The organism is Klebsiella sp. EMBS2024, from assembly GCF_036233805.1.
GTDB lineage: Bacteria > Pseudomonadota > Gammaproteobacteria > Enterobacterales > Enterobacteriaceae > Klebsiella > Klebsiella pneumoniae.
In genome coordinates, this window is the sequence record NZ_JAZARW010000001.1 from 5270831 (window position 1) to 5296897 (window position 26067).

Genomic DNA, 26067 nt, shown 5'->3' on the forward strand with positions numbered 1-26067 from the left:
AAGCGTTTCAGGCCGCGGCGCCGCCGCGAAGGCAACAAATGCGGCCTTGTCAGTCAGGATCAGGAGAGGAAATTAACACCCTGTTTTAAGACCAGATCGCAGGCTTTGGTTTTTACCTGTTTCGCCAGCGAGCTATTGCCGAGCGTATTCAGGTCCAACTGCTGGCCGTTTTTGCTGTTGAGCAGCCCCTGCAGGCCATCCAGATAGCTGGTGTCCTGTTTTTGTTTTTCCGGCGTGCTAAGCCCCAGTTTATCCAGCACCTGATTTTTGACGTTATCGGCGCTGGTCACGGAGGCCAGCTTCTGTTTCGCGCAATATGACAGGATCCCGGCCGCATTATTCATGCTGCTGGCGGTCAGGGATTGGCTGCTGCCGTTGAGCAGGCTGGTTAGCGAGGAGACGGATATGCCGCCGCTGGCCTGGGCGTTACTGCCGCTGAGCTGGCTGGCAGCGCTGTTAAGGGAATCCTGCCAGGAGGCGGCGTGGGCGCCAGAGAGGGTAAACGCGCTAACGGCAAGCGCGGCAATAACGCTATTTTTAAACGATTTCATAGACGGACTCATAAGCGTGACTGAATAATCGCTTTAGTATAACGCCGTCGTCGCCCGGAAATCTCTTAATACTCCTTGCCTGTAACGCGGTGCCGGTAACTTTCCCAATTGAAGATAACCCACAGGCTGTTGCCGAGCCGCATACGGTCCATCACCCGCTCGCCGAGCAGTTTGTTCATCTCTTCCATATTGCTGTTGGTGAGCATCCCGGTAGGTCGTTTGGAGGATGAGCGCCGGTCAACTATCTGATTGATAATGACCTTTTCATAGCGAGACTCCGTCTGCATCCCAATTTCATCGATCACCAGCAGGTCGACCATGCTGAGGTCGTTAAGCAACTGTTCTTCGCTCGTTTCCCGGTTGCCGAAGGTATCTTTCATCGCCGACATAATATCGGCCACGGTGATGATTAAGACCGACTTCCCGCGCAGCAGCAGCTCGTTGCAAATGGCTGCCGCCAGGTGGTTTTTGCCAGTGCCCGGTTTACCGGAGAAGATAAAGCTGGCGATATTGCCATCGAACTCTTCCACGTACTGGCGCGCCCGGGCGAGCGCATTCATCTGCCCCTCGCACTCGACGCGATAGTTATCAAAGGAGCAGTTCTGATGCAGCGGGCGGATCCCCGAGCGGTTGAAGGTGCGCTGCATTTTCATCGCGCGATTCTCTCGCTCCAGCGCTTCGGAACGCAGCCGGCCTTGCTCTTTTTGCCAGGCCAGCAGCTCTTCGCCGGTTTTAAACGCCGGTTCAATATGTGCCGGCATCATTTTCTGCAGGCGTTTCATCAGGTCGCCAACGTTTTTCATGCTCATCCTCGGAAACCTCGCGGAATATGGCTGTCGGGTTCGCTAACGCTGTTCACATCGCGCTTCGGCTGTCCGCCGTTGCTGGCGCGGCTGATTTGCACGCTACGCGCCAGCTTCTGCTGCCACTGCACGTGGTGAAAGACTTTACCTTCCGCCTGCCAGTAAGCGACGAAAGCGGCCAGCTCTTCGGGGGTAACCGGCTGGCTCAGGGCAATGCCCCACAGCGCGGCCAGGCGCTGAAAATCGGCGTCAGGCTGCCACCCGGCGTACATAGCAAATTTGCCCATCGGCACCGCAACAGGCGCCGCGGTGGGCTCCTCGAAAAACTGCGGGTCAAGCGCGATGTCGCTGCCGGGGCGCGCCAGCCTGGCTTCCAGCTCCAGCAGTTGCGCCAGCCGCGATGGCGTCAGCGCATAGAATGCCGGCGCGTTATTGGCAAAAACGGCAACGGTGCCGTCAGTCGATTTTGCCAGCAGCGCCGCGTGCTGCTGGAGGAACTCTTCCAGGCCGCTAAAATGGGAGGTTAAAATTCGCGAAGACATAACTCTATCTCAACTCTGAACTGCAAAGAGTGGGGTGATCTGCACATAGTAGCACAGAGGCCATCGCGGAAGGAGCGTCGCGGATTAACCGCGACGTCGGGGTTAGACGCGAGGACGCTTACGATACAGCCACAGGCCGGGTATCGACAGGCCAATCGAAAGGGCGCCCACAATCGAAGAGGCCTTTAAAAAATTGCTCAGCAGCAAAATCATCATCTCTTCCGAATAACCAAAATGACTGATTTTTACCGCGGAAATCATCGCCGTGTAGGCTGAGATGCCAGGAAACATCGGGATCACGGCGGCGACGGTAAAAATCTTCGGATGCGCCAGATACCAGCGCGACCATTGAATGCCAATGCTGCCCACCAGCAGAGCGGCGAGAAAGGTGGCCCATTCAATGTTAAAACCGGCGCTCATCATGATCATACGCGAGCCATGGCCAATCGCCCCCAGCAGCGCGCACCAGCGCAGAGCGCGCTGAGGGACATTAAAGACCATCGCAAACCCGACGGCGGGGATCGCCGCCAGCAGCATGTCTTCCGCCAGCGCAAAAATAAATGAGATTATGCCCATCCGCGCAGCCCCCATACGGTCATGGCCATCACCACGCCAATGCAGGTGGCGAGGGTTAGCAGGCTGGCAATCGCCCAGCGGGCGAGTCCGGTATTGATATGCCCTTTAAACATATCGGCGACGGCATTGATTAATGGAAAACCCGGGACCAGCAGCAGAACGCTGGCGGCCATGGCAATAGTCGGCGTGCTGGCAAACGCCGGGAGGCGCAGCAGCAGCCCGGAGATGGTGGTGGCGACAAAGGCGGTGATGCAGAAGTTGATCTGCGGATGCATGGAGCGATGGGTCAGCACCTGGCGAATGTACATGGCTACCGTGCTGGCGCAGAAGCTGACCAGCGCCCCATCCCAACCGCCGTTATTCAGTTTGCAGAAACAGGCGCAGGAAAGACCCACCATCAGCACCAGCAGCCAGCGCGGATAGCGCAGGGGAACGATCTGCGCAAAACGCTTCTCGACGTCGCGATAGTCCAGCAGCTTATGCTCGGCGAGGATCACAATGTGCTGCACTTCCGTCACCACATGCATATTAATGCCGCGATCGACATTTTTGCGCGTAGAGGTAAGACATTCGCCATTTTTAATGGTGGTCAGGACGATAGCATTCGAAGAGATGGCGCTTTCAACGCTGTCCATCCCCAACGCCAGCCCGAGACGTGTTGACAGTTCCTCCACCAGCGCACTCTCGGCGCCGTGCTGTAACAGAAAAAGACCACACTGGATGCATAAACGTGTGATTGCCCGCTGCTGTGTCCGATCAACCTGCATACTTCCTCTATTGTCCACGACGCCTGGTATCTGCCGATACTTTAACCTGAAGCGCAGTGGCGGCTGAGGGGGGTGGGATCAAATAATGTGCAAAAATTCCCAGTCTGCGGGGCGGCAGAATTTGAAGCATCCCACACTTTTGCCAGTTTGGTGAAAAGTGCAATTTTTGTCGCCATTCATCCCTTCTTTTTCCCCACTGACTTATCAAAAATGCAGAAAAGCACTTTTATTAAACAAAAATTATACAAATAATTAANNNTGCAAGAGTGAGACATCCCTATGAAGACACAGGTCGCGATTATTGGCGCGGGCCCCTCCGGGCTGCTGCTGGGGCAGTTGCTGCACAACGCCGGGATCCATACCGTGATCCTTGAGCGTCAAACGCCGCAGTATGTGCTGGGGCGCATCCGCGCGGGAATTCTGGAAAGCGGTACCGTCGATCTGCTACGCGAAGCGGGCGTGGCGCAGCGGATGGATGCCGAAGGCCTGGTGCATCATGGGGTGGAGTTTCTGTTTGACGGCCAGCGGGTGCCCGTCGCACTGAGCGAGCTAACCGACGGTAAGAGCGTAATGGTTTATGGCCAGACCGAAGTCACCCGCGATCTGATGGCTGCCCGGGCCGCCAGCGGCGCGCCGATCGTCTATGGCGTGAGCGAGGTGGCTATCCATGACGCCAAAAGCGACCGGCCGACGATCACCTACCTCAGCGAAGGGGAAACCTGCCGTCTGGAGTGCGATTTTATTGCCGGTTGCGACGGTTTCCACGGCGTATCGCGGCAAAGTATTCCAGCTGGCATTTTGCAGACCTACGAGAGCGTGTGGCCGTTTGGCTGGCTAGGCCTGCTGGCGGATACGCCGCCGGTCAATCCGGAGCTTATTTATGCGCACCATCAGCGGGGGTTTGTATTGTGCAGTCAACGCTCACTGACTCGCAGCCGCTATTATCTGCAGGTTCCGCTGAGCGATAAGGTTGAAGCATGGTCGGACGAGCGCTTCTGGCAGGAGCTGAAAAGCCGCTTGCCGGAGGAGCTGGCATTCAGGTTAGTGACTGGTCACTCACTTGAGAAGAGCATTGCCCCCCTGCGTAGCTTCGTCGTGGAGCCGATGCAATATGGGCGGTTGTTCCTGGTGGGGGATGCGGCGCATATCGTTCCGCCAACCGGGGCGAAAGGATTAAATCTGGCGGCATCGGACGTGAACTATCTGTGGCGGATTCTGCGCGAATACTACCATCGTGGCCGCAGCGATCTGCTGGCGGCCTACTCGCAACTGGCGCTGGATCGGGTCTGGAAAGGGGAACGCTTTAGCTGGTTTATGACCCGCCTGCTGCATGATTTTCCGGATCAGAACGCGTTCGACGCTAAAATGCAGGCCGCCGACCGCCGCTACTATCTGGGCTCGCGCGCCGGGCTGACCACCATCGCGGAAAACTACGTGGGCTTGCCCATGGAGCGTGTCGCCTGAATTAAGAGGAGTCATCATGCCGTTCGTTCAAACCGTGCCCGTATTTAAGCTGTATGGCGAAGAGTGCGGCTGGCCGACGCCGGACCTGCTGCACTGTGAGTCGATTTTACAGCGCAGCAGCCTGTATCAGTGGCATATTCGCGTCCATCAGCATGCGGAAATGGTCCAGCTTCTCTATCTGCATCAGGGGCGGGCGGAGATCGAAATTGAAGGCGCCACCGCGGTGATGACGGAGTCCTGCATCCAGGTGGTTCCCGCCCTCTGTATTCACGGGTTTAATTTTTCACCCGGGACGCAAGGGTTTGTGCTCTCTCTGGCGCTGCCGCTGCTGAGCCGGTTTGAAAATCAGTTCGGTCGCCCTCTGGATGTGCTTAGCGTGCCGCAGTGTGTGCCGGTGGGCCGTTCTCGCGGGCGCATGCATACGCTGTTTTCAGCGCTTCGCGAGGAGTATTGCGAAGAGCACGATGCGCGAGAAATGATGCTCTATTCGCTGCTGGGGACGCTGTTGGTCTGGCTGAACCGACAGTGCCATCCCGCGTCCCCCGCGGAAGATAAAGCGGAGCGGAAGCGCAGCATGATGCGCCACTTCGCCCGCCTTATCGAGAGCCACTACCGACAGCATCTCCCGTTGGCGGAGTATGCGAAGCTGATTGGACTGTCGGTTACGCACTTAAATTATTTATGTCGTGAGTTTTATGGCTGTAGCGCTCTTGGAGTATTGCATCAGCGGTTGATGCTTGAAGCGCGACGCAATCTGCAGTACACCCGCATGACGATTACACAACTCTCTGATTATTTGGGGTTTAGCGATGCAGCCTATTTTTCGCGTTTTTTCCGTCGCTATAGCGGTATGTCACCCAAAGCATTTAGAGAAACAATTAAAGATAATGCTTCATAATGTTCAGTACTGAAATTATTTTTGCTAAATAATGTTTTTATCTTTTCTAATTTATTAGCGCAGGAACGTCTGTGTTAATATTAATCGCAAGTATACACGGCAATAATATTTTACACGGTATGACCACGGTTCGGTNGTTACGTATATCGTGTGCGCAGGCCATGAATATGATTTTAATATTCATCCAGGAAATGATATGGCGATAAAGTCGCTCGCCGATCGTTTGCAGGCAAGCGAAGGAACTTCGACAGGAAGCGGAGGTGTTATGTTACCAGGACAAGGTAAGTTTGGCGTCGTTATTAGTAAAATTCCCGTCATGCAATCAGGGTTAAAGGTGATCTTCAATGAGAACCTCCCTGATTACGAACTGAGTTTTTGTCGTTCTCATGATGAGCTCACCCTTTTACAACTGCGGCGGGCGGTGCTGGTTGTCGCGGATATCTCCGGCGAGATTGCGCACCCCCGAGCCGTCTGCGAGCGTTATTACTCCCTCATGACCCAGTACCGTGATATTCACTGGGTTTTTATGGTCAGCGACAGCCTCTATCCGTTGGCCGTTGAGCTATTAATTCGTCCTGAAAGCTCGTTGATCTCCGAGAGCGAGCCGGTTAACCGGCTGATTGAGGTGATTTGCGCCGGTAGCCGTGCGGCTGAACAGATTAGCCGTACGCTGTTTGCCGGGGATGAGGACAGCGATTTCGCAAGCTACCACTCTGCGGCGATGCTCACTCTTTCAGAGCGTAAAGTTCTGCGCCTTCTGGCGAAGGGGTGGGGAATAAACCAGATCGCCGCGCTGTTGAAAAAGAGTAATAAGACGATCAGCGCGCAGAAAAACAGCGCAATGCGTCGCTTATCGCTACGCAGCAACGCTGAAATGTATGCCTGGATCAACAGCGCGCAGGGAATGCAAGAGCTGAATATCAATTCAGCTTACGGGGAGCAAATGGAATGGAAAAAAATAGTACAACCCGCCATGTCGCCATCGTAGAAAAATGCGTGATGACGGAAATGGCATGGCGCTATATCTTTAGTCGTGAAGATAATCGCCGTTATCATATTCATCTGTTTAAAAATGTCAGTATGCTCAGGGCGGCGGAAATACCGTTTCCCTGGNCAACCATTATTTTTTCTCTTTCGGGAAGTCGTTCTTCACGAGCCGAGAGTCTGCTCTTTGTTNATGAAATGGCGCGGTGCCGGCCGGAAGTCCAAACGATTATTCTGGCTAATAATGAAAGTGAAATGCACCTGATCGGCCATCTTATGCCGGCCTGTTTGCACGGCATACTGAATAAATCCGCGCCGCGACGCGGGCTACAGGAGCGTTTGCTGCAGCTACTGGACAATCATCATCTCAGCGGCAGCGAACAATTTTGCGACAGAGAGGCGTGCAACGATCCGCTAAGCCCGACGGAGCACGCCATCCTTCGGTATATGTCGTGGGGATATTCGCTTTCTGATATTGCGATACAGCTCAACCGGAATATTAAAACGATCCGCGCGCATAAGTTTAACGCCATGACCAAGCTCGGAGTTCGCTCAGACATTGGTTTATTAAACGCGGCGGATATCCTGTTGCATTTACCGCTCAATAGTACGACCAGCGCCGTTAAACAGGTAGCGTAATGCGGCTATAAACACACATCTACCCATGTTGCATCGGTGAGCTGCGCCATGCGTTCTGGTTCAATGCGAACCGCGCTATGGATGGCTCCCGCTGCGGGTAGTACTTCCTGATAATGTCTGAGAGAGACGTCGCAGTAGACTGCCAGCGGGTTTTCCAGACCAAACGGGCAAACGCCGCCGACCGGATGACCGGTCCAGGTAACCACTTCATCGCTGCTTAGCATGCGTGCTTTCGCGCCAAAGGTCTCTTTCAGCTTTTTATTATCCAGCCGCGCATCGCCCCTGGCGACGATCAGTACAATCTTATCTTTGATCTTGAGCGACAGCGTTTTGGCAATTTGCCCCGGCTCAACGTTGTGTGCGGCAGCGGCAAGTGCGACGGTGGCGGTACTCTGATTTAACTCAATAATTTCGATATCGGGGGCGTGTTCGGCAAAAAACTGCCGTACAGACTGCAGACTCATTGGATTCTCCTGATTTAAGCCTGGTTAAATCTGTCACAAGCCTGGCGGAGTGTAAATATCAGCGCGGACAATCCAGATTCTTTCTATTTTGTCGATCTCCTTCACAATCGCCGTAACCGGTTACTGTAACCGGTTGCGGTTATCTGCATTGAGATGAATACTGGAACAGTCACTTCTCCTTTTATTTATAACAAAAGAGCCGTGTATGAATCGTTGCCTCATGAGCAGTATAGCCGGTTGCACATCCGCCAGCGGCCTGCTGCGTCAAAAAGCGGTCATCGTAACGGCAGGGTAATCGTTGTTGGGCCAGTATCAATAGCCTGTCAGGAGGGCTACTATGTCTGCTAACCATGCTGCGTTTAATTTGATATTTCGCTTTGTAGAAAATTACATAAGCCCCATAGCAGGGCGGATCTCGTCGCAGCGCCACGTCATGGCTATCCGTGACGGATTTATCTCAGCGATGCCGTTTATGATCGTCGGATCGTTCCTGTTAGTGTTTGCTTATCCACCGTTCTCACCGGATACCACCTGGGGTTTTGCCCGCGCCTGGCTGGATCTGGCGAAAGAGTTTGAGGGGCGTATTCTGACCCCCTTTGATATGACGATGGGGATCATGTCGATCTACATTTGCGCGGCAATCTCCTATAACCTCGGTAAGCATTACGAGAAATCCAATCAGCTCGATCCCTTTATGTGCGCAATGCTGTCGATCATGGCCTTTTTGCTGATTGCCGCGCCGAAGACCAATGGCACGCTGCCGGTGGATAGCCTCGGGGGGACCGGGATCTTTACCGCCATCCTGGTGGCGATCTACTGCGTGGAGATGATGCGTTTCTTGAAAGCGCACAACATTGGGATCCGCTTGCCGGACCAGGTTCCGCCGATGATCAAAAACTCGTTTGATCTGTTGATCCCGGTGCTGGTGGTCGTGCTGACGCTCTATCCGCTGAGCCTGTTTATCCAGCACCATTTTGACATGCTGATCCCGCAGGCCATTATGGCCATTTTCAAGCCGCTGGTTTCGGCAGCCGACTCTCTGCCGGCAATTCTGTTGGCGGTGCTGATCGGCCACCTGCTGTGGTTTGCCGGGATCCACGGTGCGGCGATCGTGTCCGGGATGCTGCAGATGTTCTGGCTGACTAACCTCGGTATGAACCAGCAGGCGCTGGCCCAGGGCGCTCCTCTGCCGCATATCTTTATGGAAGCGTTCTGGACCTTCTTTATCGTGGTCGGAGGTTCCGGGGCGACCATGGGACTGGTGTTCTGTTATCTGCGCAGCCGTTCAGCGCATTTGCGCTCCATTGGCCGTTTGAGCGTGGTGCCAAGCCTGTTCAATATCAACGAGCCGGTGATCTTTGGGACGCCTATCGTCATGAACCCAGTGTTCTTTATTCCGTTCCTGCTGGCGCCGATGGTGAACGCGGTGCTGGCCTGGGCGGCAATGAAGCTGGATCTGATTGGCCGCGTCATCTCCGTCGTACCATGGACGGCGCCAGCGCCAATTGGCGGCGCCTGGGCGTTGGGCTGGGATTTCCGGGCGGCGATTCTGGTCATTGTTCTGGCCTGCGTGTCGGCAATCATCTACTTCCCATTCTTTAAGGTATATGAGAAACAGCTGCTTGCTCAGGAAGCGGAAGAGGCCGAGCGGGCGGAGCAGGAGAGTCAACAGACCGCATAAATAGCAACGGGCGGTAAAGGCCGCCCGTTACTTTTCAGGTAAGTGGTAATTATTTAAGCGTACAGTCGCCGCACTGTTGGACATCCGGCAGGCGATAGCGCTGACAGCAGGTGCGTCGGACTAACTGCCCTTCACGCAGCATCACCGTTCGCCACAGCGGGTTATCCTGGCCATCGGCGAGTTGTTTTTCAAAAAAACAGTGCTGACGTAGCGCGGCAAGCCGCTCATCACCCAGCAGCGCGCGCATTTCCCCAAGATACCAGTTAATCAGATAGCCGGTATTGCTCCAGATAAGTTTGCTATTGATTTCGCCCGTCGCTGCCAGCGCCTCAACAACCGGCTGCAGGGTGCGCGTTACCAGGGCATCCATTCGCGCCTGCGGTGAAAGCCTCTCGATGTCGGCATCGCTATGCACATCAATCCAGAAGCAGGCCGCCCGGCCGCTTTCATGAAATTCGACATGGAAATGTTCTGGCGCCAGGCTGAGGCCTTGCGGTTCATTGAGCAGCGCCAGCATCAGCGGCGGCACCAGCAGACCGATATACCATTGCGCCCAGAGCGAGAGCAGAGGCTTCTGTTCCCGAGGCAGCGTCGGCTGATGACGATAGATATGATCGGACCAGGTGGCCAGCAGGGAGCGCAAGGCGATGGGTTGCGACCATTCGGCAAGCGTTAACGCGTGCCGTGGGGCGGGTTCGTCAAGTCGCAGGAAATCAAGCAGGTGTGGACGCAGGGTGGCGATTTTTTCCCGAATACTCTCCGCCAGGGCATGCTCAGCCGTCGGCAAAGGAGCCCGCCAGATAAGTTCATCGCTGAGAGGAAGGGAACGCCAGGCCATTCGATTTCCAGATACAAATCTAAATGATAATGATTGCTGATATTAGTTGCTTGCAGGCGGCATGGCAAGGCTTTTATCGGCGCCGCGATGTCGCAGCGCGCGCAGGTCAACTGGCAAGAATAATGTTGCGGCCTTTATTTTTGGCCTCATAGAGTGCGCCGTCGGCGCGCGCCAGCGCTTGTTCAATGTTGTCATTAATGAGCGGCGTCAGGCCAATACTGATGGTGACGTTGGTGGCGACGCTTTCATTAAACATATGCGGGATCTTCAGGTCATAGACCCGCTGACGTATACGTTCGGCTGTCTTCCAGGCCGTTTCTTCGCTGCTATTGGTCAGCAGCACCATAAACTCCTCTCCACCAAAGCGGGCGACAATATCGCGTGAGCGTACAGCGTTGCGAATGGCAGCAGAGACGCGAATAAGCGCCTGGTCACCCATCATATGACCATAGTGATCGTTATAGGCCTTGAAGTGATCGATATCGAGGAGCAGCACGTAGTGGTTGTCGCCGTCCAGCGCCAGCAGGGTATCGAGGCGGTTCTGCAGTCCGCGGCGATTATACAAACCTGTCAGGGGATCGAGCATACTGAGATCGTTGAGCGTATTGCGTTCATGCATCAGTTTATCCATTAAACCCTGCGTAAAGGCATCGCTGCGCTTCTGGATAATATTTTGCAGGGTAATACCGGCTATAGGCAGCATAAAGCAGTAAGTCATACGCAACCATTGTTCCCCCTCCGCCATTATCAGGCAGGCAAGGAAAGTTGGTAAAGAGTGGAGGGTAAAGGCAGTGATATTATTGGAAAAAGCGATGGTGCCGATAAACAGAATGCTTAATAGGGCGATCACCAGATAGTTAAAATGCGGCGGTGTCAATAGCATCGCTTTTGTCACTACGTGCCATGCCCATAGCATGCCAAATAACAACGAGATAGTGGGAATATTTATTTTCGATTGCGGCCATTTCCAGTGCCAGAGCAGCAGCAGCCCGCTGCAGACGACGATCAGGGCGCAGGGCAGCGTAAAACGAACTACCGTAAATAGGGGGGTGACCAGCGACAGCGAGGAAGAAATGAAATTAAGCAGTAAAAAAAGCCGTAAGGAATATTGATATTTTTGTGCGTAGTGTGCTCGCCAGGTTTGTGCAGTCATATCGGAAGAATCATTATTAGTCGTTAAATTTCAAAATGATGAAAGCCAAAAATGAAGAGTCTGATAACAATGTGCAAAAAAAGGTTATTTGCAAAATAAGCAAAATATTTAATATATATCGATAATCCGCTTAATTTATCACCTTCATGAATGTATGTCATTACCGCGAACGTAAAGAAAAAGGGGCAGAGCACGTCGCAAATGACAAATGATAAAGATTATCATATGATATTGGTTATCATTATCGTTGTAAGAGGTGAAACCATGCTGCAGCGAGCATTAGGAAGCGGCTGGGGAGTGATGATTCCCGGCGCGCTAATTGTCGCTCTCGGGTATGCCGGAGTGTCGGCTGACGTATGGCGGGTACTGGTCGCGGTGGGCATGCTGATGTCCGCGGCGATGATCTGGCATCGTCAATTGCGCCATTTTATCCTGCTGCCATCGTGTGTCGCGTTGATCGGCGGAATAATGCTGATGATTGTGGATATTAAACTGAGAGGATAATGCCGGGAGAGGGAAGAATATTGGTGCGAGGGGGGGGACTTGAACCCCCACGTCCGTAAGGACACTAACACCTGAAGCTAGCGCGTCTACCAATTCCGCCACCTTCGCACAGTATTCTTTCTTTGGGATATTGCCTCGTTGGTGCGAGGGGGGGGACTTGAACCCCCACGTCCGTAAGGACACTAACACCTGAAGCTAGCGCGTCTACCAATTCCGCCACCTTCGCCCAGTGCGAGCAATATCTTCGTGGATTATGGTGCGAGGGGGGGGACTTGAACCCCCACGTCCGTAAGGACACTAACACCTGAAGCTAGCGCGTCTACCAATTCCGCCACCTTCGCATACCATCGATACTCTGAAAGTATCGTTACCACGGAGGCGCATTCTAGTGGTTTTCGGCGACACGTCAATAGTTAATTATGCAGGTTGTATCGATTGCTGCAAAAATGGGCGGATTTGCCCGCGGGAAGCGCCAGCGGTACCAGGAGCGGGCCGCCGGCGTGAAAAGACGATTATTTTTTCGCCTGACGGGTCATGATGGTGCGATAGACCTTAAAGCGCCCGGTCTGGGCGATCACCTCATGGAAGCCGAACGTCTCATCCAGCACCTGCGGATACGGCAGGAAGGCGTTGGCGACAATGCGCAGCTCGCCGCCGCTGTTCAGATGGCGAACCGCGCCGCGGATCAGCGCCTGGGCGGCTTCGAGACTGGTCTGCAGGCCGTCATGGAATGGCGGGTTGGAGATGATCATGTCGAAGCGACCATTGACCTCGGAGAAGACGTTGCTGGCAAACACATCGCCAGCCAGGCCGTTGGCGGCAAGCGTCGCGCGGCTGGCTTCAACCGCCGGGGCGCTGACGTCGCACAGGGTGAGGCGCACTTTCGGTGAATGGCTGGCCAGCGCGGCGGCCAGCACGCCCGCGCCGCAGCCGACGTCGAGCACTTTCCCTTTGGTATGCGGCTCGAGGGTGGAGAGCAGCAGCTGGCTGCCGACGTCCAGACCGTCGCGGCTGAAGACGCCCGGCAGGGTTTTAATCGTCAGATTATCCAGTGTGTATTCGCCCCAGAATGCGTCGGCGTCGAAGGTCGGCTGCTTTTCCAGACGGCCATGATAGAGGCCACAGCGGCGGGCGCTATCCACTTTGTTTAATGGCGCGTATTCAGCCAGCATCTGCTCCGCGCTGCGGACGCCGCTGCGGTTTTCACCGACGACGAAAATGTCGCTTCCCACCGGCAGCAGAGAGAGCAGGTTCATCAGCTGGAACTGCGCCTCTGGTTTGTTCTTTGGCCAGTAGTAGATCAGGGTGTCGCATTCGGCGACGTCAGCGGCCTCAGCCACTAAGCTAAAACGGACGGTGTCACCCATCTGGCGGTTGAGGACCAGCCAGTGGTGGAACTGTTGGGTGTGGGCGCGGCTGGCCGCGGTATCCAGACGCGCAGGCAGGTCATCCTGCAGGTCACCGGCAAACAGAACGCGGGCGGACTCGAAATCATCACTGTGGCGCAGCAAGACTTCACTTGCCGGGGTAAAAGCGGACATGAAACACTCCTTCATTAAGACTGGCGCCGATTATAGTAGTTTGTTGGCGCAGATACGACGGATTTGCTATATTGCGCGCTTGTTTAACAGGAGTGTTTCGCTATGACATCCCGACGAGACTGGCAATTACAGCAGCTGGGCATTACCCAGTGGTCGCTGCGCCGACCGGGGGCGTTGCAGGGCGAAATCGCTATCTCGCTTCCTGAACATATTCGTCTGGTGATGGTGGCGGAAACCCCGCCGTCGCTGACAGAGCCGCTGATTGGCGACATATTACGCGCGCTGGCCGTGACGCCAGATCAGGTCCTGCAGCTGACTCCGGAGCGGGTGGCGATGCTGCCGCAGGACAGCCGCTGCAACAGCTGGCGGTTGGGCACAGAGGCGTCGCTGCCGCTGGCGGGCGCCCAGGTGTCCACCCCCGCTTTTGATGAACTCCAGACCAGCGCGCCGGCTCGCAGGGCGCTCTGGCAACAAATCTGCGCACATGAACACGATTTCTACCCTCAGCACGGCTGATTTAACCAAAGCCTGGCACATCGAAAAACGCGCCCACGCTTTCCCGTGGAGCGAACAGACTCTGGCCAGTAACCAGGGGGAGCGCTATCGCAACTATCAGCTATCGGTAGATGGCGAAATGGCGGCTTTCGCCATTACGCAAGTGGTACTGGATGAGGCGACGCTGTTCAATATCGCCGTCGATCCCGCGTACCAGCGCCGCGGCCTGGGGCGAGCGCTGCTGGAGCATGTCATTGATGAAGTCGAAAAACTCGGCGTCGTCACGCTGTGGCTGGAGGTGCGAGCATCCAACGTTGCCGCCATCGCGCTGTATGAGAGCGTAGGCTTCAATGAGGCAACCATCCGCCGCAACTACTATCCTACGGCCGACGGACGCGAAGACGCCATTATTATGGCTCTGCCAATCAGTATGTAACACAAGGTGATACGATGAAATGGGACTGGATTTTCTTTGATGCCGATGAAACGCTGTTTACGTTTGATTCTTTCAGCGGCTTGCAGCGGATGTTTCTCGACTACAGCGTGACCTTTACCGCCGAAGATTTTCAGGACTATCAGGCCGTGAACAAGCCGCTATGGGTGGATTACCAAAACGGCGCCATCACCTCGCTACAATTACAGTATCAGCGTTTTGATAGCTGGGCGGGACGTTTGAATGTGCCGCCCGGGGAACTCAACGACGCGTTTATGAATGCGATGGCGGAAATCTGTGCCCCGTTGCCGGGCGCGGTCTCGCTGCTCAACGCGCTGCAGGGCAAGGTCAGAATGGGCATCATCACCAACGGCTTTACCTCGCTGCAGCAGACTCGTCTGGAGCGGACAGGTTTACGCGATCACTTTGATTTGCTGATTATTTCTGAACAGGTGGGTGTCGCCAAGCCGGACGCGCGTATTTTCGATTATGCGCTGGCGCAGGCGGGTAACCCACCGCGCTCGCGGGTGCTGATGGTCGGTGATACCGCCGAGTCGGATATTCGCGGCGGCGTGAACGCCGGACTGGCGACCTGCTGGCTCAATGCGCATCAGCGCGAGCTGCCGGCGGACCTCGAGCCGGACTGGACGGTGACCTCGTTAAGCGAACTGGAGCAGCTCCTGTGTAAACACTGATTGCCTCCCCCCCGTTGATGGGTAAAATAGCCGCAATTTTTCGTATTCCACATGCGTGGCCCATGGCCGCGTTTACTTAGAAGATTAATTATGACGTTGTCTCCTTATCTGCAAGAGGTGGCCAAACGCCGCACTTTTGCCATTATTTCTCACCCGGATGCCGGTAAGACCACCATCACCGAAAAGGTGCTGCTGTTCGGACAGGCGATTCAGACCGCCGGTACAGTAAAAGGTCGTGGTTCCAGCCAGCACGCGAAATCCGACTGGATGGAGATGGAAAAGCAGCGTGGTATCTCGATCACCACCTCGGTAATGCAGTTCCCGTATCATGACTGCCTGGTGAACCTGCTGGATACCCCGGGGCACGAAGACTTCTCCGAAGATACCTACCGTACCCTGACGGCGGTGGACTGCTGCCTGATGGTGATTGACGCGGCAAAAGGCGTCGAAGATCGGACCCGTAAGCTGATGGAAGTCACCCGTCTGCGCGATACGCCGATCCTCACCTTTATGAACAAACTCGACCGTGATATCCGCGATCCGATGGAGCTGCTGGATGAAGTCGAGAACGAGCTGAAAATCGGCTGCGCGCCGATTACCTGGCCTATCGGCTGCGGCAAGCTGTTCAAAGGCGTTTATCATCTCTACAAAGACGAAACCTACCTGTATCAGACCGGTAAAGGCCACACCATCCAGGAAGTGCGTATCGTGAAGGGGCTCAACAACCCGGATCTCGACGCGGCGGTGGGGGAAGACCTGGCGCAGCAGCTGCGTGACGAGCTGGCGCTGGTGCAGGGAGCGTCGAATGAGTTCGACAAAGATCTGTTCCTGGCCGGGGAAATCACCCCGGTCTTCTTCGGAACCGCGTTAGGTAACTTCGGCGTTGACCATATGCTGGATGGCCTGGTGGAGTGGGCCCCGGCGCCGATGCCGCGCAACACCGACACGCGTGAAGTCACCGCCACGGAAGAGAAATTCACCGGCTTCGTGTTTAAAATTCAGGCCAACATGGATCCGAAACACCGCGACCGTGTGGCTTTCATGCGGGTGGTGTCCGGCAAATATGAAAAAGGCATGAAGCTGCGTCAGGTGCGTATCGGCAAGGACGTAGTGATTTCTGACGCGCTGACCTTTATGGCGGGCGATCGCTCGCACGTTGAAGAAGCGTACCCAGGCGATATCATCGGCCTGCATAACCACGGCACCATTCAGATTGGCGATACCTTTACCCAGGGCGAGATGATGAAGTTCACCGGTATTCCGAACTTCGCGCCGGAACTGTTCCGTCGTATTCGCCTGAAGGATCCGCTGAAGCAGAAACAGCTGCTGAAAGGGCTGGTTCAGCTCTCTGAAGAGGGCGCGGTCCAGGTCTTCCGCCCGATCGCTAATAACGATCTGATCGTTGGCGCCGTCGGCGTGCTGCAGTTTGACGTGGTGGTAGCGCGTCTGAAAAGCGAATACAACGTGGAAGCGATTTACGAATCGGTCAACGTGGCCACCGCGCGCTGGGTTGAATCTACTGACGTGAAGAAGTTCGAAGAGTTCAAGCGGAAAAATGAAGTTCAGCTGGCGCTGGATGGCGGCGATAACCTGACCTACATCGCCCCGACAATGGTCAACCTGAACCTGACGCAGGAGCGTTACCCTGACGTGGTGTTCCGCAAAACGCGCGAGCACTAATCCCTGACGAAGCGCGGCGCAGGCCGCGCTTTTTTCTGGTTACGCCCCCGTTCCCTTCCTTCTGGAAAGTTCTTAAAACACCGCTAATTCGTCTGTTTTTTATCCATATCCTCCGCAACCCCTTCGTCTGTCTACTATATTTAATTCGTGTTTTTAAAAATGCTGGCGTAATTCACTGCGATAAGACGCCAGCGCTGGTGAAAAAACGAGGACATAACGATGACCAGACTAAAGAATGCCAATATGTTGCTGGCGCTCTTCTTAGGCTTAGCCGCGTTGAACGCCTCGGCAGAGACGGAAAAAACAACGGTAGACAGTGCGAAGTCGGCTGCCAGCAATGCGGGAGAGGCGGTAGATAATTCGATTAACAAAGTCGGCGATTTTATGGACGACAGTACCATTACCGCACGGGTAAAAGCGGCGCTGATCGACCATAAAGATATTAACTCCGGCGATATTTCGGTGAAAACGGAGAATAAAGTGGTCACCCTCAGCGGCGACGTCACCAGTGCTGAACAGAAAAGTCAGGCACTGAGCGTAGCGAAAGAGGTCAAAGGCGTCTCACACGTTAACGACAAGCTGACGGTCCATCATAAATCATCGAGCGAGACGGCGACGCTGAAAGGCTATGCCGGGGATACCGCCATTACCAGCGAAGTGAAAGCCAAGCTGCTGGCGGATGACATTGTCCCTTCGCGCAATGTGAAAGTCGAAACCAACGCCGGCGCGGTACATCTGACCGGTACGGTGGCTTCCGCGGCGCAGGCGGAGCGTGCCGCAGAGATTGCGAAAGCGGTCTCCGGTGTGAAAAGCGTGCGCAACGATCTTAGCGTTAAGTAAACCGAGTTATTAACAAAAGTGTTGTCTGGCCAAGGTTGCCGAACGAATAGCAGCATCCACTGAGCGATGAGCTATACAGAAAGGGTGCGCAAACCGCTGTTCACCGTCCATTATGGTAAGGAGAAAAGTATGTTTCGATGGGGAATTATTTTTCTGGTCATTGCATTAATTGCTGCGGCTCTGGGCTTTGGTGGTCTGGCGGGTACGGCCGCTGGCGCTGCGAAAATCGTCTTTGTCGTCGGGATTATCTTGTTCCTGGTGAGCCTGTTTACAGGACGCAGACGTCCTTAGGCGGCCCGCGATGCGGGCGATACTGAAGCCTAAGCATTTTTACTGACACGTCATCTTACACAAAGCCAGTCCTGAGGACTGGCTTTCGCGGTTTAAGCGGCGGGCAAATTGCGTTACCTTGTCAGGAGAAGATCAATCGAACAGGAAAGCAGGGTGGGGCAACGCATTCCCGTCACGCTGGGCAATATCGCCCCGCTGGCGGTTAAACCCTTCCGACCAGGCAAGCTGGCGCTGGTATGCGAAGGCGGAGGACAGCGAGGGATTTTTACTGCCGGGGTGCTGGACGAATTTATGCGCGCCGGATTTAACCCCTTTGACCTGATGCTGGGTACTTCCGCCGGCGCGCAAAACCTCTCCGCCTACATGTGTAATCAGCAAGGCTATGCCCGCAAAGTTATCACCCGCTACACCACTTCACGCCAGTTTTTCGATCCGATGCGCTTTGTGCGCGGCGGCAACCTTATCGATCTCGACTGGCTGGTTGAGGCCACTTCGCAGCAAATGCCGCTTGCCATGAACTATGCCGAAGCGCAGTTCGCGTTGGGGAAAGAGCTGTGGCTATGCGCTTGCCGCGGTGACGATTACTCCGCCAGCTATTTTTCGCCGACGCCGCAAACGTGGCTGGATCTGATCCGCGCCTCCAGCGCCATCCCCGGCTTTTATCGCAGCGGCGTGTTGCTCGACGGCGTTAGCTACCTGGACGGCGGCGTCAGCGATGCGATCCCGGTGCAGGAGGCGGCCCGCCGCGGCGCCCAGACCATCGTGGTGATCCGTACCGTCCCTTCGCAGATGTTTTATACCCCGCAGTGGTTCAAGCGGATGGAGCGCTGGCTGGGAGAGAGTAGTCTGCAACCGCTGGTCAATTTGGTGCATCATCACGAAACCACCTACCGCGCCATCCAGCAGTTCATCGAGAAACCGCCGGGTAAGTTGCGGATCTTCGAAATCTATCCGCAGCGGCCGCTGCGCAGCATGGCGCTTGGCAGCCGACTACCGGCGCTGCTGGAGGACTACAAAACCGGGCGCCAGTGCGGCCGTTATTTCCTGGCAACGGTGGGTAAACTACTGGCCGACCAGCCGCCGCTGCTGCGCCACGCGCCGCGTATTGCCCGGCCCGCGCCGGTGGTGGTGCCGCCGGTGCCGGTGGCCAATGAAGCGCCCCAGGCGACCATCATTCCTGCGCCCCAGGCGAATGACCCCAGTTTTGATCATGAGGATCTGGCGTGACGCACCGTTTTATCGATACCCACTGTCACTTTGATTTTCCCCCCTTCGCGGCAGATGAGGTCGCCAGCCTGGCGCGTGCGGCGCAGGCCGGCGTCGGGCGAATTATCGTTCCAGCCATCTCTGCTGAGCGTTTTAGCCGCGTGCTGGCGCTGGCAGCTCAGCACGAAGCGCTGTACGCCGCGCTGGGTATGCATCCGATCGTCATCGAAGAGCATACTGATGAGGGACTGGCGCAGCTGGAAGCCTTGATGGCGCAGCGGCCGCCTAAACTGGTGGCGGTGGGAGAGATTGGCCTCGATCTTTATCGCGACGATCCGCAGTTTGATCGTCAGCAGGCGCTGCTGGAAGCGCAGCTGAGGCTGGCGAAGCGTTACGATCTGCCGGTGATCCTCCACTCCAGACGCACCCACGATAAGCTGGCGATGCTGCTGAAAAAACATGCCCTGCCGCGTACCGGAGTCATCCATGGCTTTGCCGGCAGCCTGCAGCAGGCCGAGCGCTTCGTTCAGCTTGGCTATAAGATCGGCGTTGGCGGCACCATTACCTATCCCCGCGCCAGTAAAACCCGTGAAGTGATGGCGCGTCTGCCGCTTTCCGCTCTGCTGCTGGAGACCGATGCGCCGGATATGCCGCTAAATGGCTTTCAGGGACAGCCCAATCGACCGGAACAAGCTGCACGGGTATTTGAGGCGCTGTGTGAACTGCGTCCGGAGTCGCCGGCAGCCATAGAAGAAAGGATCATGCACAATACGCTCGCCTTGTTTTCCCTTCCCCCGGCCTCTGTATGGTGATCGATTTCTCATAATTGTCCATCCATATCATTGATTTGCTTAAAATGTGTGAAGCCAGACGGGCAGGATAGTTTCAGGCCGATATAATCACGCGGTTAGTACTGGACTATCAAAAACACAGGGAATCTGTATGCAAATCCTCATGGGACTTATCGGCATGGTGGCGCTCTTGGCCATTGCTGTGCTGCTCTCCAATAACCGAAAAGCCATTAACCTGCGCACCGTGCTCGGCGCCTGGATAATCCAGGTGGGTATCGGCGCGTTAATATTGTATGTACCGGCCGGGCGCGCGGCGCTATTAGCGATGTCGAATGGCGTCGCCAGCGTTATTGCCTACGGCAATGAAGGGATTAGTTTCATCTTCGGCGGGCTGGTCTCCGATAAAATGTTCGAGGTGTTTGGCGGCGGCGGCTTCGTCTTTGCCCTGCGCGTGCTGCCGGTGATCGTCTTCTTCTCGTCGCTGATTGCCGTGCTTTACTACCTGGGCATTATGCAACTGGTCATTCGCATTCTCGGCGGCGCGCTGCGGGCAGTGCTGAAGACCTCACGTACCGAATCGCTGTCGGCCACGGCGAACATCTTTGTTGGCCAGACCGAAGCGCCGCTGGTGGTGCGTCCTTATATCGCCACCATGACTCGCTCGGAGCTGTTTGCGGTCATGTGCGGCGGCCTGGCCTCGGTGGCGGGCTCGGTACTGGCGGGCTATGCGCAGATGGGCGTTCCGCTGGAGTACCTTATTGCCGCGTCGTTTATGGCGGCGCCGGGAGGCCTGCTGTTTGCCAAAATTATCGTACCGGAAACGGAAAAACCGGACGATAACCCGGCTCATGACAGCCAAAGCGCTGACGCGGATAAACCGGCCAACGTGCTGGATGCTGCCGCCTCCGGCGCCGCGTCTGGTATGCAACTGGCGCTCAACGTCGGCGCGATGCTGCTGGCATTTATTGCGCTGATCGCCCTGCTGAACGGCATACTCTCCGGCGTCGGCGGCTGGTTTAACCATCCTGAGCTGTCGCTGCAGATGATCCTCGGCTGGATCTTCTCACCGCTGGCGTGGGTGATTGGCGTGCCGTGGCACGAAGCGACGGTGGCGGGGTCGTTTATCGGCCAGAAGCTGATCATTAACGAGTTCGTGGCCTACATGAACTTTGGCGAATATTTAAAGGCGGATGCCGAAGTGGCGGCGGCCGGGCTGCAGGTCATTTCAGATCACACCAAAGCCATTATCTCTTTCGCGCTGTGCGGCTTTGCCAACCTGTCATCGATCGCCATTCTGATTGGCGGACTCGGGGGAATGGCGCCCAACCGGCGGCAGGATATCGCTCAGCTTGGGCTACGTGCGGTAGCGGCGGGGACGCTGTCCAACCTGATGAGCGCCACCATAGCCGGGGTTTTTCTCGCCCTGTAAGCCTGTCTCCTGAACCAGCGGCCACCGTGCCGCTGGTGTTGCAGTAAATGTGATAATTCCATCACCTCTCTCTTTTTTGAAAAATAGTTTATATTTCAATTTGTAGCGTTTTTATTGCCCGTAAATTGGGCAAAATGTGCGCCACGCTATCGAGTGCATCTGTTATTGTGTGTTAGAATTATCACATTCTCATCGGCGGTATAGTATCGATTATGCTTAAGAGGGGACTAACGATAATTGCTGCGGTATTGAGTGCTAATTTGTGATTTTAATCACGTTACAGTAATGCAAATTAGTAAGTAGTTTTCATTAACTGTGATGAATGTCGAAGTGTAACGACGAGCGAATGTTACAATAGTAACAGACTCGCAAGGTGAACAAACTATTGATCCGGCATGACGCCGGCGGAGTATGAAATGACTGATTTAAAAGCAAGCAGCCTGCGCGCGTTAAAACTGATGGACCTGACCACTCTGAATGACGACGACACCAATGAGAAAGTCATTGCCCTGTGTCATCAGGCGAAAACGCCGGTGGGTAACACCGCGGCGGTCTGCATCTACCCGCGCTTCATCCCGATCGCCCGTAAAACGCTGAATGAGCAGGGGACGCCGGATATTCGCATCGCCACGGTCACCAACTTCCCGCACGGGAATGACGATATCGACATTGCGCTGGCGGAAACCCGCGCGGCGATCGCTTACGGAGCAGATGAAGTGGACGTGGTCTTCCCGTACCGCGCGCTGATCGCCGGCAACGAGCAGGTCGGTTTCGAGCTGGTGAAAGCCTGTAAGGAAGCCTGTGCGGCGGCTAACGTGCTGCTGAAAGTGATCATCGAAACCGGTGAGCTGAAAGAAGAAGCGCTGATCCGTAAAGCGTCTGAAATCTCTATCAAAGCCGGGGCCGATTTCATCAAAACCTCGACCGGTAAAGTGCCGGTGAATGCCACGCCGGAAAGCGCGCGCATCATGATGGAAGTGATCCGCGATATGGGCGTTGAGAAAACCGTTGGCTTCAAACCGGCGGGCGGCGTGCGCAGCGCGGAAGACGCGCAGCAGTTCCTGGCGATCGCTGATGAACTGTTCGGCGCCGACTGGGCCGATTCTCGTCACTATCGTTTTGGCGCATCCAGCCTGCTGGCTAGCCTGTTGAAAGCCCTGGGTCACGGCGACGGCAAGAGCGCCAGCAGCTACTAATCCCTTGATTTGCCGGATGGCGCTGCGCTTATCCGGCCTACGAATTGATGCCTGTAGGCCGGATAAGGCGCTCGCGCCGTCATCCGGCAATTTATTCTCTTTGGGAGGTTACCGTGTTTCTCGCACAAGAAATTATTCGTAAAAAACGTGATGGTCAGGCATTAAGCGATGAAGAGATCCGCTTTTTCATCAACGGCATCCGCGACAATACTATCTCTGAAGGGCAGATCGCCGCGCTGGCGATGACCATCTTCTTCCACGATATGTCTATGCCGGAGCGCGTTTCGCTGACCATGGCGATGCGGGATTCCGGTACCGTTCTGGACTGGAAAAGCCTCAACCTTAACGGTCCGATCGTCGATAAACACTCTACCGGCGGCGTCGGGGATGTCACTTCGCTGATGCTGGGGCCGATGGTGGCCGCCTGCGGTGGTTACGTACCGATGATCTCCGGCCGCGGCCTCGGCCATACCGGCGGTACGCTGGACAAACTGGAAGCGATCCCGGGCTTCGATATCTTCCCGGACGACAACCGCTTCCGCGAGATTATTAAAGATGTTGGCGTGGCAATTATCGGGCAGACCAGCTCCCTTGCCCCGGCCGACAAACGTTTCTATGCCACCCGCGATATTACCGCGACGGTGGACTCCATCCCGCTGATTACCGCCTCGATTCTGGCGAAGAAGCTGGCGGAAGGGCTGGATGCGCTGGTGATGGACGTCAAAGTCGGCAGCGGCGCGTTTATGCCGACTTATGAACTTTCTGCCGCGCTGGCCGAAGCGATCGTGGGTGTCGCCAACGGCGCCGGCGTGCGCACCACCGCGCTGCTGACCGATATGAATCAGGTACTGGCCTCCAGCGCCGGCAACGCCGTTGAAGTTCGCGAAGCGGTGCAGTTCCTGACCGGCGAATACCGCAACCCGCGCCTGTTCGACGTGACAATGGCGCTGTGTGTGGAAATGCTGATCTCCGGCAAGCTGGCGGCGGACGATGCCGAGGCGCGCGCGAAGCTGCAGGCGGTGCTGGATAACGGTAAAGCGGCGGAAGTGTTTGGCCGCATGGTCGCGGCGCAGAAAGGACCGAGCGACTTTGTCGAGAATTATGCTAATTATCTGCCGACGGCGATGCTGAGCAAAGCGGTCTATGCTGATACCGAAGGTTTTATCAGCGCGATGGATACTCGCGCGCTGGGCATGGCAGTGGTTTCTATGGGCGGCGGCCGCCGTCAGGCATCGGACACCATTGACTATAGCGTTGGCTTTACCGAGATGGCGCGTCTGGGTGACCGCGTCGACGGACAGCGTCCGCTGGCGGTGATCCATGCCAAAGACGAGAACAGCTGGCAGGAGGCCGCGAAAGCGGTCAAAGCGGCCATTAAACTGGACGATAAAGCCCCGGAAATTACACCGACAGTCTATCGCCGTATCACTGAATAGCGATATACTGATCTGATCGCTTTTTTGCAGCGCAAGATGTATGGAGAACAAGATGAAACGTGCATTTATCATGGTGCTGGACTCCTTTGGGATTGGCGCAACGGAAGACGCAGACCGCTTTGGCGACGTCGGCGCCGATACGCTGGGCCACATTGCAGAAGCCTGCGCCAAAGGCGAGGCTGACCACGGCCGCAAAGGCCCGCTGAATTTACCGAACCTGACCCGTCTGGGTCTGGTGAAAGCGCATGAAGGCTCCACCGGTAAAATTGCCGCGGGTATGGATGGCAATGCCGAAGTGATTGGCGCCTATGCCTGGGCGCATGAACTTTCTTCCGGTAAAGATACCCCGTCCGGCCACTGGGAAATCGCCGGCGTGCCGGTGCTGTTTGACTGGGGCTACTTCAGCGACCAGGAAAACAGCTTCCCGCAGGAGCTGCTGGATAAGCTGGTGAAACGCGCCAACCTGCCGGGCTATCTCGGCAACTGCCACTCCTCCGGGACGGTGATCCTCGATCAGCTCGGCGAAGAGCATATGAAAACCGGGAAACCGATCTTCTATACCTCCGCTGACTCGGTGTTCCAGATCGCCTGCCACGAAGAGACCTTTGGCCTCGACAAGCTGTATGAGCTGTGCGAAATCGCGCGTGAAGAGCTGACCGAAGGCGGCTATAACATTGGTCGCGTGATTGCTCGTCCTTTCGTGGGCGACAAAGCCGGTAACTTCCAGCGTACCGGTAACCGTCACGACCTGGCGGTAGAGCCGCCGGCGCCGACCGTGCTGCAGAAGCTGGTCGACGAGAAAAACGGCCACGTGGTGTCCGTGGGTAAAATCGCCGATATCTACGCCAACTGCGGTATCACTAAGAAAGTGAAAGCCACCGGGCTGGACGCGCTGTTCGACGCGACCATCAAAGAGATGAAGGAAGCGGGCGACGAGACTATCGTCTTCACTAACTTCGTCGATTTTGACTCCTCCTGGGGCCACCGTCGTGACGTCGCTGGCTACGCGGCGGGTCTGGAGCTGTTCGACCGCCGTCTGCCGGAGCTGATGGAGCTGGTTGGTGAAGACGACATTCTGATCCTCACCGCCGACCACGGCTGCGACCCGACCTGGACCGGTACTGACCACACCCGCGAGCATATCCCCGTGCTGGTGTACGGCCCGAAAGTGAAACCAGGTTCGCTCGGTCACCGTGAAACCTTCGCGGACATCGGCCAGACTATTGCGAAATACTTTGGTACGTCTGACATGGAATATGGCAAAGCCATGTTCTGAGGTCATTGCCCGGTGGCGCACAGCGATCCGGGCCTACGATTTGTAGGCCGGGTAAGGCGTAGCCGCCACCCGGCAAAAACAACAATGTAAAAGGAACTGAAGATGGCAACTCCTCACATTAACGCAGAAATGGGCGATTTCGCTGACGTCGTTTTGATGCCGGGCGACCCGCTGCGCGCGAAGCACATTGCAGAAACCTTCCTCGAAGACGTGCGTGAAGTGAACAACGTGCGCGGCATGCTGGGCTTCACCGGTACCTATAAAGGCCGCAAAATCTCCGTGATGGGCCACGGGATGGGTATCCCGTCCTGCTCTATCTACACCAAAGAGCTGNTCACCGATTTCGGCGTGAAGAAAATCATCCGCGTGGGCTCCTGCGGCGCGGTGCGTGAAGATGTCAAACTGCGTGACGTGGTGATCGGCATGGGCGCGTGCACCGACTCTAAAGTGAACCGTCTGCGTTTCAAAGACCATGATTTTGCGGCGATTGCCGATTTCGGCATGGTGCGTAATGCGGTAGACGCGGCGAAAGCGCTGGGCGTTGACGCGCGCGTCGGCAACATCTTCTCCGCAGACCTGTTCTATACGCCGGACCCGTCCATGTTCGACGTGATGGAAAAATACGGCATTCTGGGCGTGGAAATGGAAGCGGCGGGTATCTACGGCGTGGCGGCGGAGTTCGGCGCGAAAGCGCTGACCATCTGCACCGTCTCCGACCACATCCGTACCCACGAGCAGACCACTGCCGCTGAACGTCAGACGACCTTCAACGACATGATCAAAATCGCGCTGGAATCCGTGCTGCTGGGCGATAAAGAGTAAGAGCTGTTGTGCCGGGTGGCGGCTTCGTCTGACCCGGCCTACGGTTTTCCAGGCCCGCTAAGCGCAGCGGGC

At 55.9% G+C, this 26067-nt stretch carries 29 protein-coding genes and 3 tRNA genes; 19 read left to right on the forward strand and 13 right to left on the reverse strand.

Annotated features, from left to right (window positions below):
• Nucleotides 1–59 precede the first annotated feature (59 nt).
• From VZP09_RS24070 to VZP09_RS24090, 5 genes are all read right to left on the reverse strand, one after another.
• Nucleotides 60–551 (reverse strand): DUF2501 domain-containing protein, encoded by a 492-nt coding sequence (locus VZP09_RS24070; RefSeq protein ID WP_032439185.1) that lies wholly within the window; start codon nt 549–551, stop codon nt 60–62.
• A 65-nt stretch (nt 552–616) separates the two neighbouring features.
• Complete coding sequence (gene dnaC, locus VZP09_RS24075; protein ID WP_002887623.1) at nt 617–1354, reverse strand: DNA replication protein DnaC; 738 nt, start codon at nt 1352–1354, stop codon at nt 617–619.
• A 2-nt stretch (nt 1355–1356) separates the two neighbouring features.
• Entirely contained in the window at nt 1357–1896 is a 540-nt protein-coding gene (dnaT, locus tag VZP09_RS24080) for a primosomal protein DnaT (RefSeq protein ID WP_032439186.1), read from the reverse strand.
• Nucleotides 1897–1998: 102 nt separating this feature from the next.
• The gene (locus tag VZP09_RS24085) at nt 1999–2472 is read right to left on the reverse strand and encodes a threonine/serine exporter (RefSeq protein ID WP_002887631.1); all 474 of its coding nucleotides are present in this window, start codon (nt 2470–2472) and stop codon (nt 1999–2001) included.
• Complete coding sequence (locus VZP09_RS24090; protein ID WP_004146059.1) at nt 2463–3239, reverse strand: threonine/serine ThrE exporter family protein; 777 nt, start codon at nt 3237–3239, stop codon at nt 2463–2465. The genes VZP09_RS24085 and VZP09_RS24090 overlap by 10 nt, the downstream gene beginning before the upstream one ends.
• A gap of 279 nt (nt 3240–3518) precedes the next feature.
• Here VZP09_RS24090 and pobA point away from each other — a divergent pair, with 279 nt between their 5' ends.
• The 4 genes from pobA to bglJ all read left to right on the forward strand — a co-directional run bounded on the left by pobA (nt 3519) and on the right by bglJ (nt 7224).
• Nucleotides 3519–4703, forward strand: coding sequence for a 4-hydroxybenzoate 3-monooxygenase (gene pobA / locus VZP09_RS24095; protein WP_032439187.1), 1185 nt, complete (start codon nt 3519–3521; stop codon nt 4701–4703).
• A 16-nt stretch (nt 4704–4719) separates the two neighbouring features.
• Nucleotides 4720–5601, forward strand: a complete 882-nt coding sequence (locus tag VZP09_RS24100) for a helix-turn-helix domain-containing protein (protein WP_002887643.1) — start codon at nt 4720–4722, stop codon at nt 5599–5601.
• 265 nt (nt 5602–5866) lie between these two features.
• Nucleotides 5867–6589 (forward strand): helix-turn-helix transcriptional regulator, encoded by a 723-nt coding sequence (locus VZP09_RS24105; RefSeq protein ID WP_002887645.1) that lies wholly within the window; start codon nt 5867–5869, stop codon nt 6587–6589.
• The gene (gene bglJ, locus VZP09_RS24110) at nt 6550–7224 is read left to right on the forward strand and encodes a DNA-binding transcriptional activator BglJ (RefSeq protein WP_328795448.1); all 675 of its coding nucleotides are present in this window, start codon (nt 6550–6552) and stop codon (nt 7222–7224) included. Before VZP09_RS24105 ends, bglJ begins: the two co-directional genes overlap by 40 nt.
• Before the next feature lie 5 nt (nt 7225–7229).
• Here bglJ and VZP09_RS24115 read toward each other — a convergent pair whose 3' ends face one another.
• A complete protein-coding gene (locus VZP09_RS24115; RefSeq protein ID WP_004151383.1) occupies nt 7230–7688 on the reverse strand; it encodes a YbaK/EbsC family protein in 459 nt (152 codons plus the stop codon).
• A gap of 337 nt (nt 7689–8025) precedes the next feature.
• On the opposite strand from VZP09_RS24115, the gene VZP09_RS24120 reads away from it, so the two are divergent.
• On the forward strand, nt 8026–9369 hold the full coding sequence (locus VZP09_RS24120) for a PTS cellobiose transporter subunit IIC (RefSeq protein ID WP_002887650.1): 1344 nt from the start codon (nt 8026–8028) through the stop codon (nt 9367–9369).
• 49 nt (nt 9370–9418) lie between these two features.
• On the opposite strand, the gene fhuF is transcribed toward VZP09_RS24120, so the two are convergent.
• The 3 genes from fhuF to VZP09_RS24135 all read right to left on the reverse strand — a co-directional run bounded on the left by fhuF (nt 9419) and on the right by VZP09_RS24135 (nt 11554).
• Entirely contained in the window at nt 9419–10207 is a 789-nt protein-coding gene (gene fhuF / locus VZP09_RS24125) for a siderophore-iron reductase FhuF (RefSeq protein ID WP_002887652.1), read from the reverse strand.
• A 106-nt stretch (nt 10208–10313) separates the two neighbouring features.
• Nucleotides 10314–11360, reverse strand: a complete 1047-nt coding sequence (locus VZP09_RS24130; protein ID WP_002887653.1) for a GGDEF domain-containing protein — start codon at nt 11358–11360, stop codon at nt 10314–10316.
• Nucleotides 11361–11383: 23 nt separating this feature from the next.
• A complete protein-coding gene (locus tag VZP09_RS24135; protein ID WP_004221147.1) occupies nt 11384–11554 on the reverse strand; it encodes a hypothetical protein in 171 nt (56 codons plus the stop codon).
• A gap of 70 nt (nt 11555–11624) precedes the next feature.
• On the opposite strand from VZP09_RS24135, the gene VZP09_RS24140 reads away from it, so the two are divergent.
• The gene (locus VZP09_RS24140) at nt 11625–11864 is read left to right on the forward strand and encodes a DUF1435 domain-containing protein (RefSeq protein ID WP_002887654.1); all 240 of its coding nucleotides are present in this window, start codon (nt 11625–11627) and stop codon (nt 11862–11864) included.
• Nucleotides 11865–11885: 21 nt separating this feature from the next.
• Here the strand turns inward: VZP09_RS24140 and VZP09_RS24145 are convergent.
• From VZP09_RS24145 to rsmC, 4 genes are all read right to left on the reverse strand, one after another.
• Nucleotides 11886–11972, reverse strand: a tRNA-Leu gene (locus VZP09_RS24145).
• A gap of 31 nt (nt 11973–12003) precedes the next feature.
• A tRNA-Leu gene (locus VZP09_RS24150) sits at nt 12004–12090 on the reverse strand.
• Between the two features lie 28 nt (nt 12091–12118).
• Nucleotides 12119–12205: transfer RNA gene (locus VZP09_RS24155), tRNA-Leu, on the reverse strand.
• A gap of 171 nt (nt 12206–12376) precedes the next feature.
• Nucleotides 12377–13405, reverse strand: coding sequence for a 16S rRNA (guanine(1207)-N(2))-methyltransferase RsmC (gene rsmC / locus VZP09_RS24160; protein ID WP_048975492.1), 1029 nt, complete (start codon nt 13403–13405; stop codon nt 12377–12379).
• Between the two features lie 102 nt (nt 13406–13507).
• Here rsmC and VZP09_RS24165 point away from each other — a divergent pair, with 102 nt between their 5' ends.
• The 13 genes from VZP09_RS24165 (at nt 13508) to deoD (ending at nt 25995) form a co-directional block, all read left to right on the forward strand.
• Nucleotides 13508–13921, forward strand: a complete 414-nt coding sequence (locus VZP09_RS24165; protein WP_004146046.1) for a DNA polymerase III subunit psi — start codon at nt 13508–13510, stop codon at nt 13919–13921.
• Nucleotides 13890–14336, forward strand: a complete 447-nt coding sequence (gene rimI / locus VZP09_RS24170; RefSeq protein ID WP_002887706.1) for a ribosomal protein S18-alanine N-acetyltransferase — start codon at nt 13890–13892, stop codon at nt 14334–14336. The genes VZP09_RS24165 and rimI overlap by 32 nt, the downstream gene beginning before the upstream one ends.
• A 14-nt stretch (nt 14337–14350) precedes the next feature.
• Nucleotides 14351–15028: a pyrimidine 5'-nucleotidase gene (gene yjjG / locus VZP09_RS24175; RefSeq protein WP_048975494.1), complete on the forward strand. Its 678-nt coding sequence runs from the start codon at nt 14351–14353 to the stop codon at nt 15026–15028.
• 90 nt (nt 15029–15118) lie between these two features.
• Nucleotides 15119–16708: a peptide chain release factor 3 gene (gene prfC / locus VZP09_RS24180; RefSeq protein ID WP_048975496.1), complete on the forward strand. Its 1590-nt coding sequence runs from the start codon at nt 15119–15121 to the stop codon at nt 16706–16708.
• 219 nt (nt 16709–16927) lie between these two features.
• A complete protein-coding gene (gene osmY / locus VZP09_RS24185; protein ID WP_004146042.1) occupies nt 16928–17548 on the forward strand; it encodes a molecular chaperone OsmY in 621 nt (206 codons plus the stop codon).
• Nucleotides 17549–17677: 129 nt separating this feature from the next.
• Nucleotides 17678–17839, forward strand: coding sequence for a DUF1328 domain-containing protein (locus VZP09_RS24190; protein ID WP_002887716.1), 162 nt, complete (start codon nt 17678–17680; stop codon nt 17837–17839).
• A 153-nt stretch (nt 17840–17992) separates the two neighbouring features.
• Nucleotides 17993–19066 (forward strand): patatin-like phospholipase family protein, encoded by a 1074-nt coding sequence (locus VZP09_RS24195; RefSeq protein ID WP_004146038.1) that lies wholly within the window; start codon nt 17993–17995, stop codon nt 19064–19066.
• Nucleotides 19063–19857 carry a metal-dependent hydrolase gene (locus VZP09_RS24200; RefSeq protein ID WP_004177496.1) on the forward strand — a complete coding sequence of 265 codons (795 nt, stop codon included), beginning with the start codon at nt 19063–19065 and terminating at the stop codon, nt 19855–19857. Before VZP09_RS24195 ends, VZP09_RS24200 begins: the two co-directional genes overlap by 4 nt.
• 130 nt (nt 19858–19987) lie before the next feature.
• Complete coding sequence (locus VZP09_RS24205) at nt 19988–21265, forward strand: NupC/NupG family nucleoside CNT transporter (RefSeq protein WP_004146034.1); 1278 nt, start codon at nt 19988–19990, stop codon at nt 21263–21265.
• Nucleotides 21266–21681: 416 nt separating this feature from the next.
• A complete protein-coding gene (deoC, locus tag VZP09_RS24210; protein WP_002887784.1) occupies nt 21682–22461 on the forward strand; it encodes a deoxyribose-phosphate aldolase in 780 nt (259 codons plus the stop codon).
• 113 nt (nt 22462–22574) lie between these two features.
• On the forward strand, nt 22575–23897 hold the full coding sequence (gene deoA / locus VZP09_RS24215) for a thymidine phosphorylase (protein ID WP_002887787.1): 1323 nt from the start codon (nt 22575–22577) through the stop codon (nt 23895–23897).
• A gap of 52 nt (nt 23898–23949) precedes the next feature.
• Nucleotides 23950–25173, forward strand: a complete 1224-nt coding sequence (gene deoB, locus VZP09_RS24220; RefSeq protein ID WP_004151380.1) for a phosphopentomutase — start codon at nt 23950–23952, stop codon at nt 25171–25173.
• Nucleotides 25174–25275: 102 nt separating this feature from the next.
• Nucleotides 25276–25995, forward strand: coding sequence for a purine-nucleoside phosphorylase (gene deoD, locus VZP09_RS24225; RefSeq protein WP_328795449.1), 720 nt, complete (start codon nt 25276–25278; stop codon nt 25993–25995).
• Nucleotides 25996–26067: the final 72 nt, after the last annotated feature.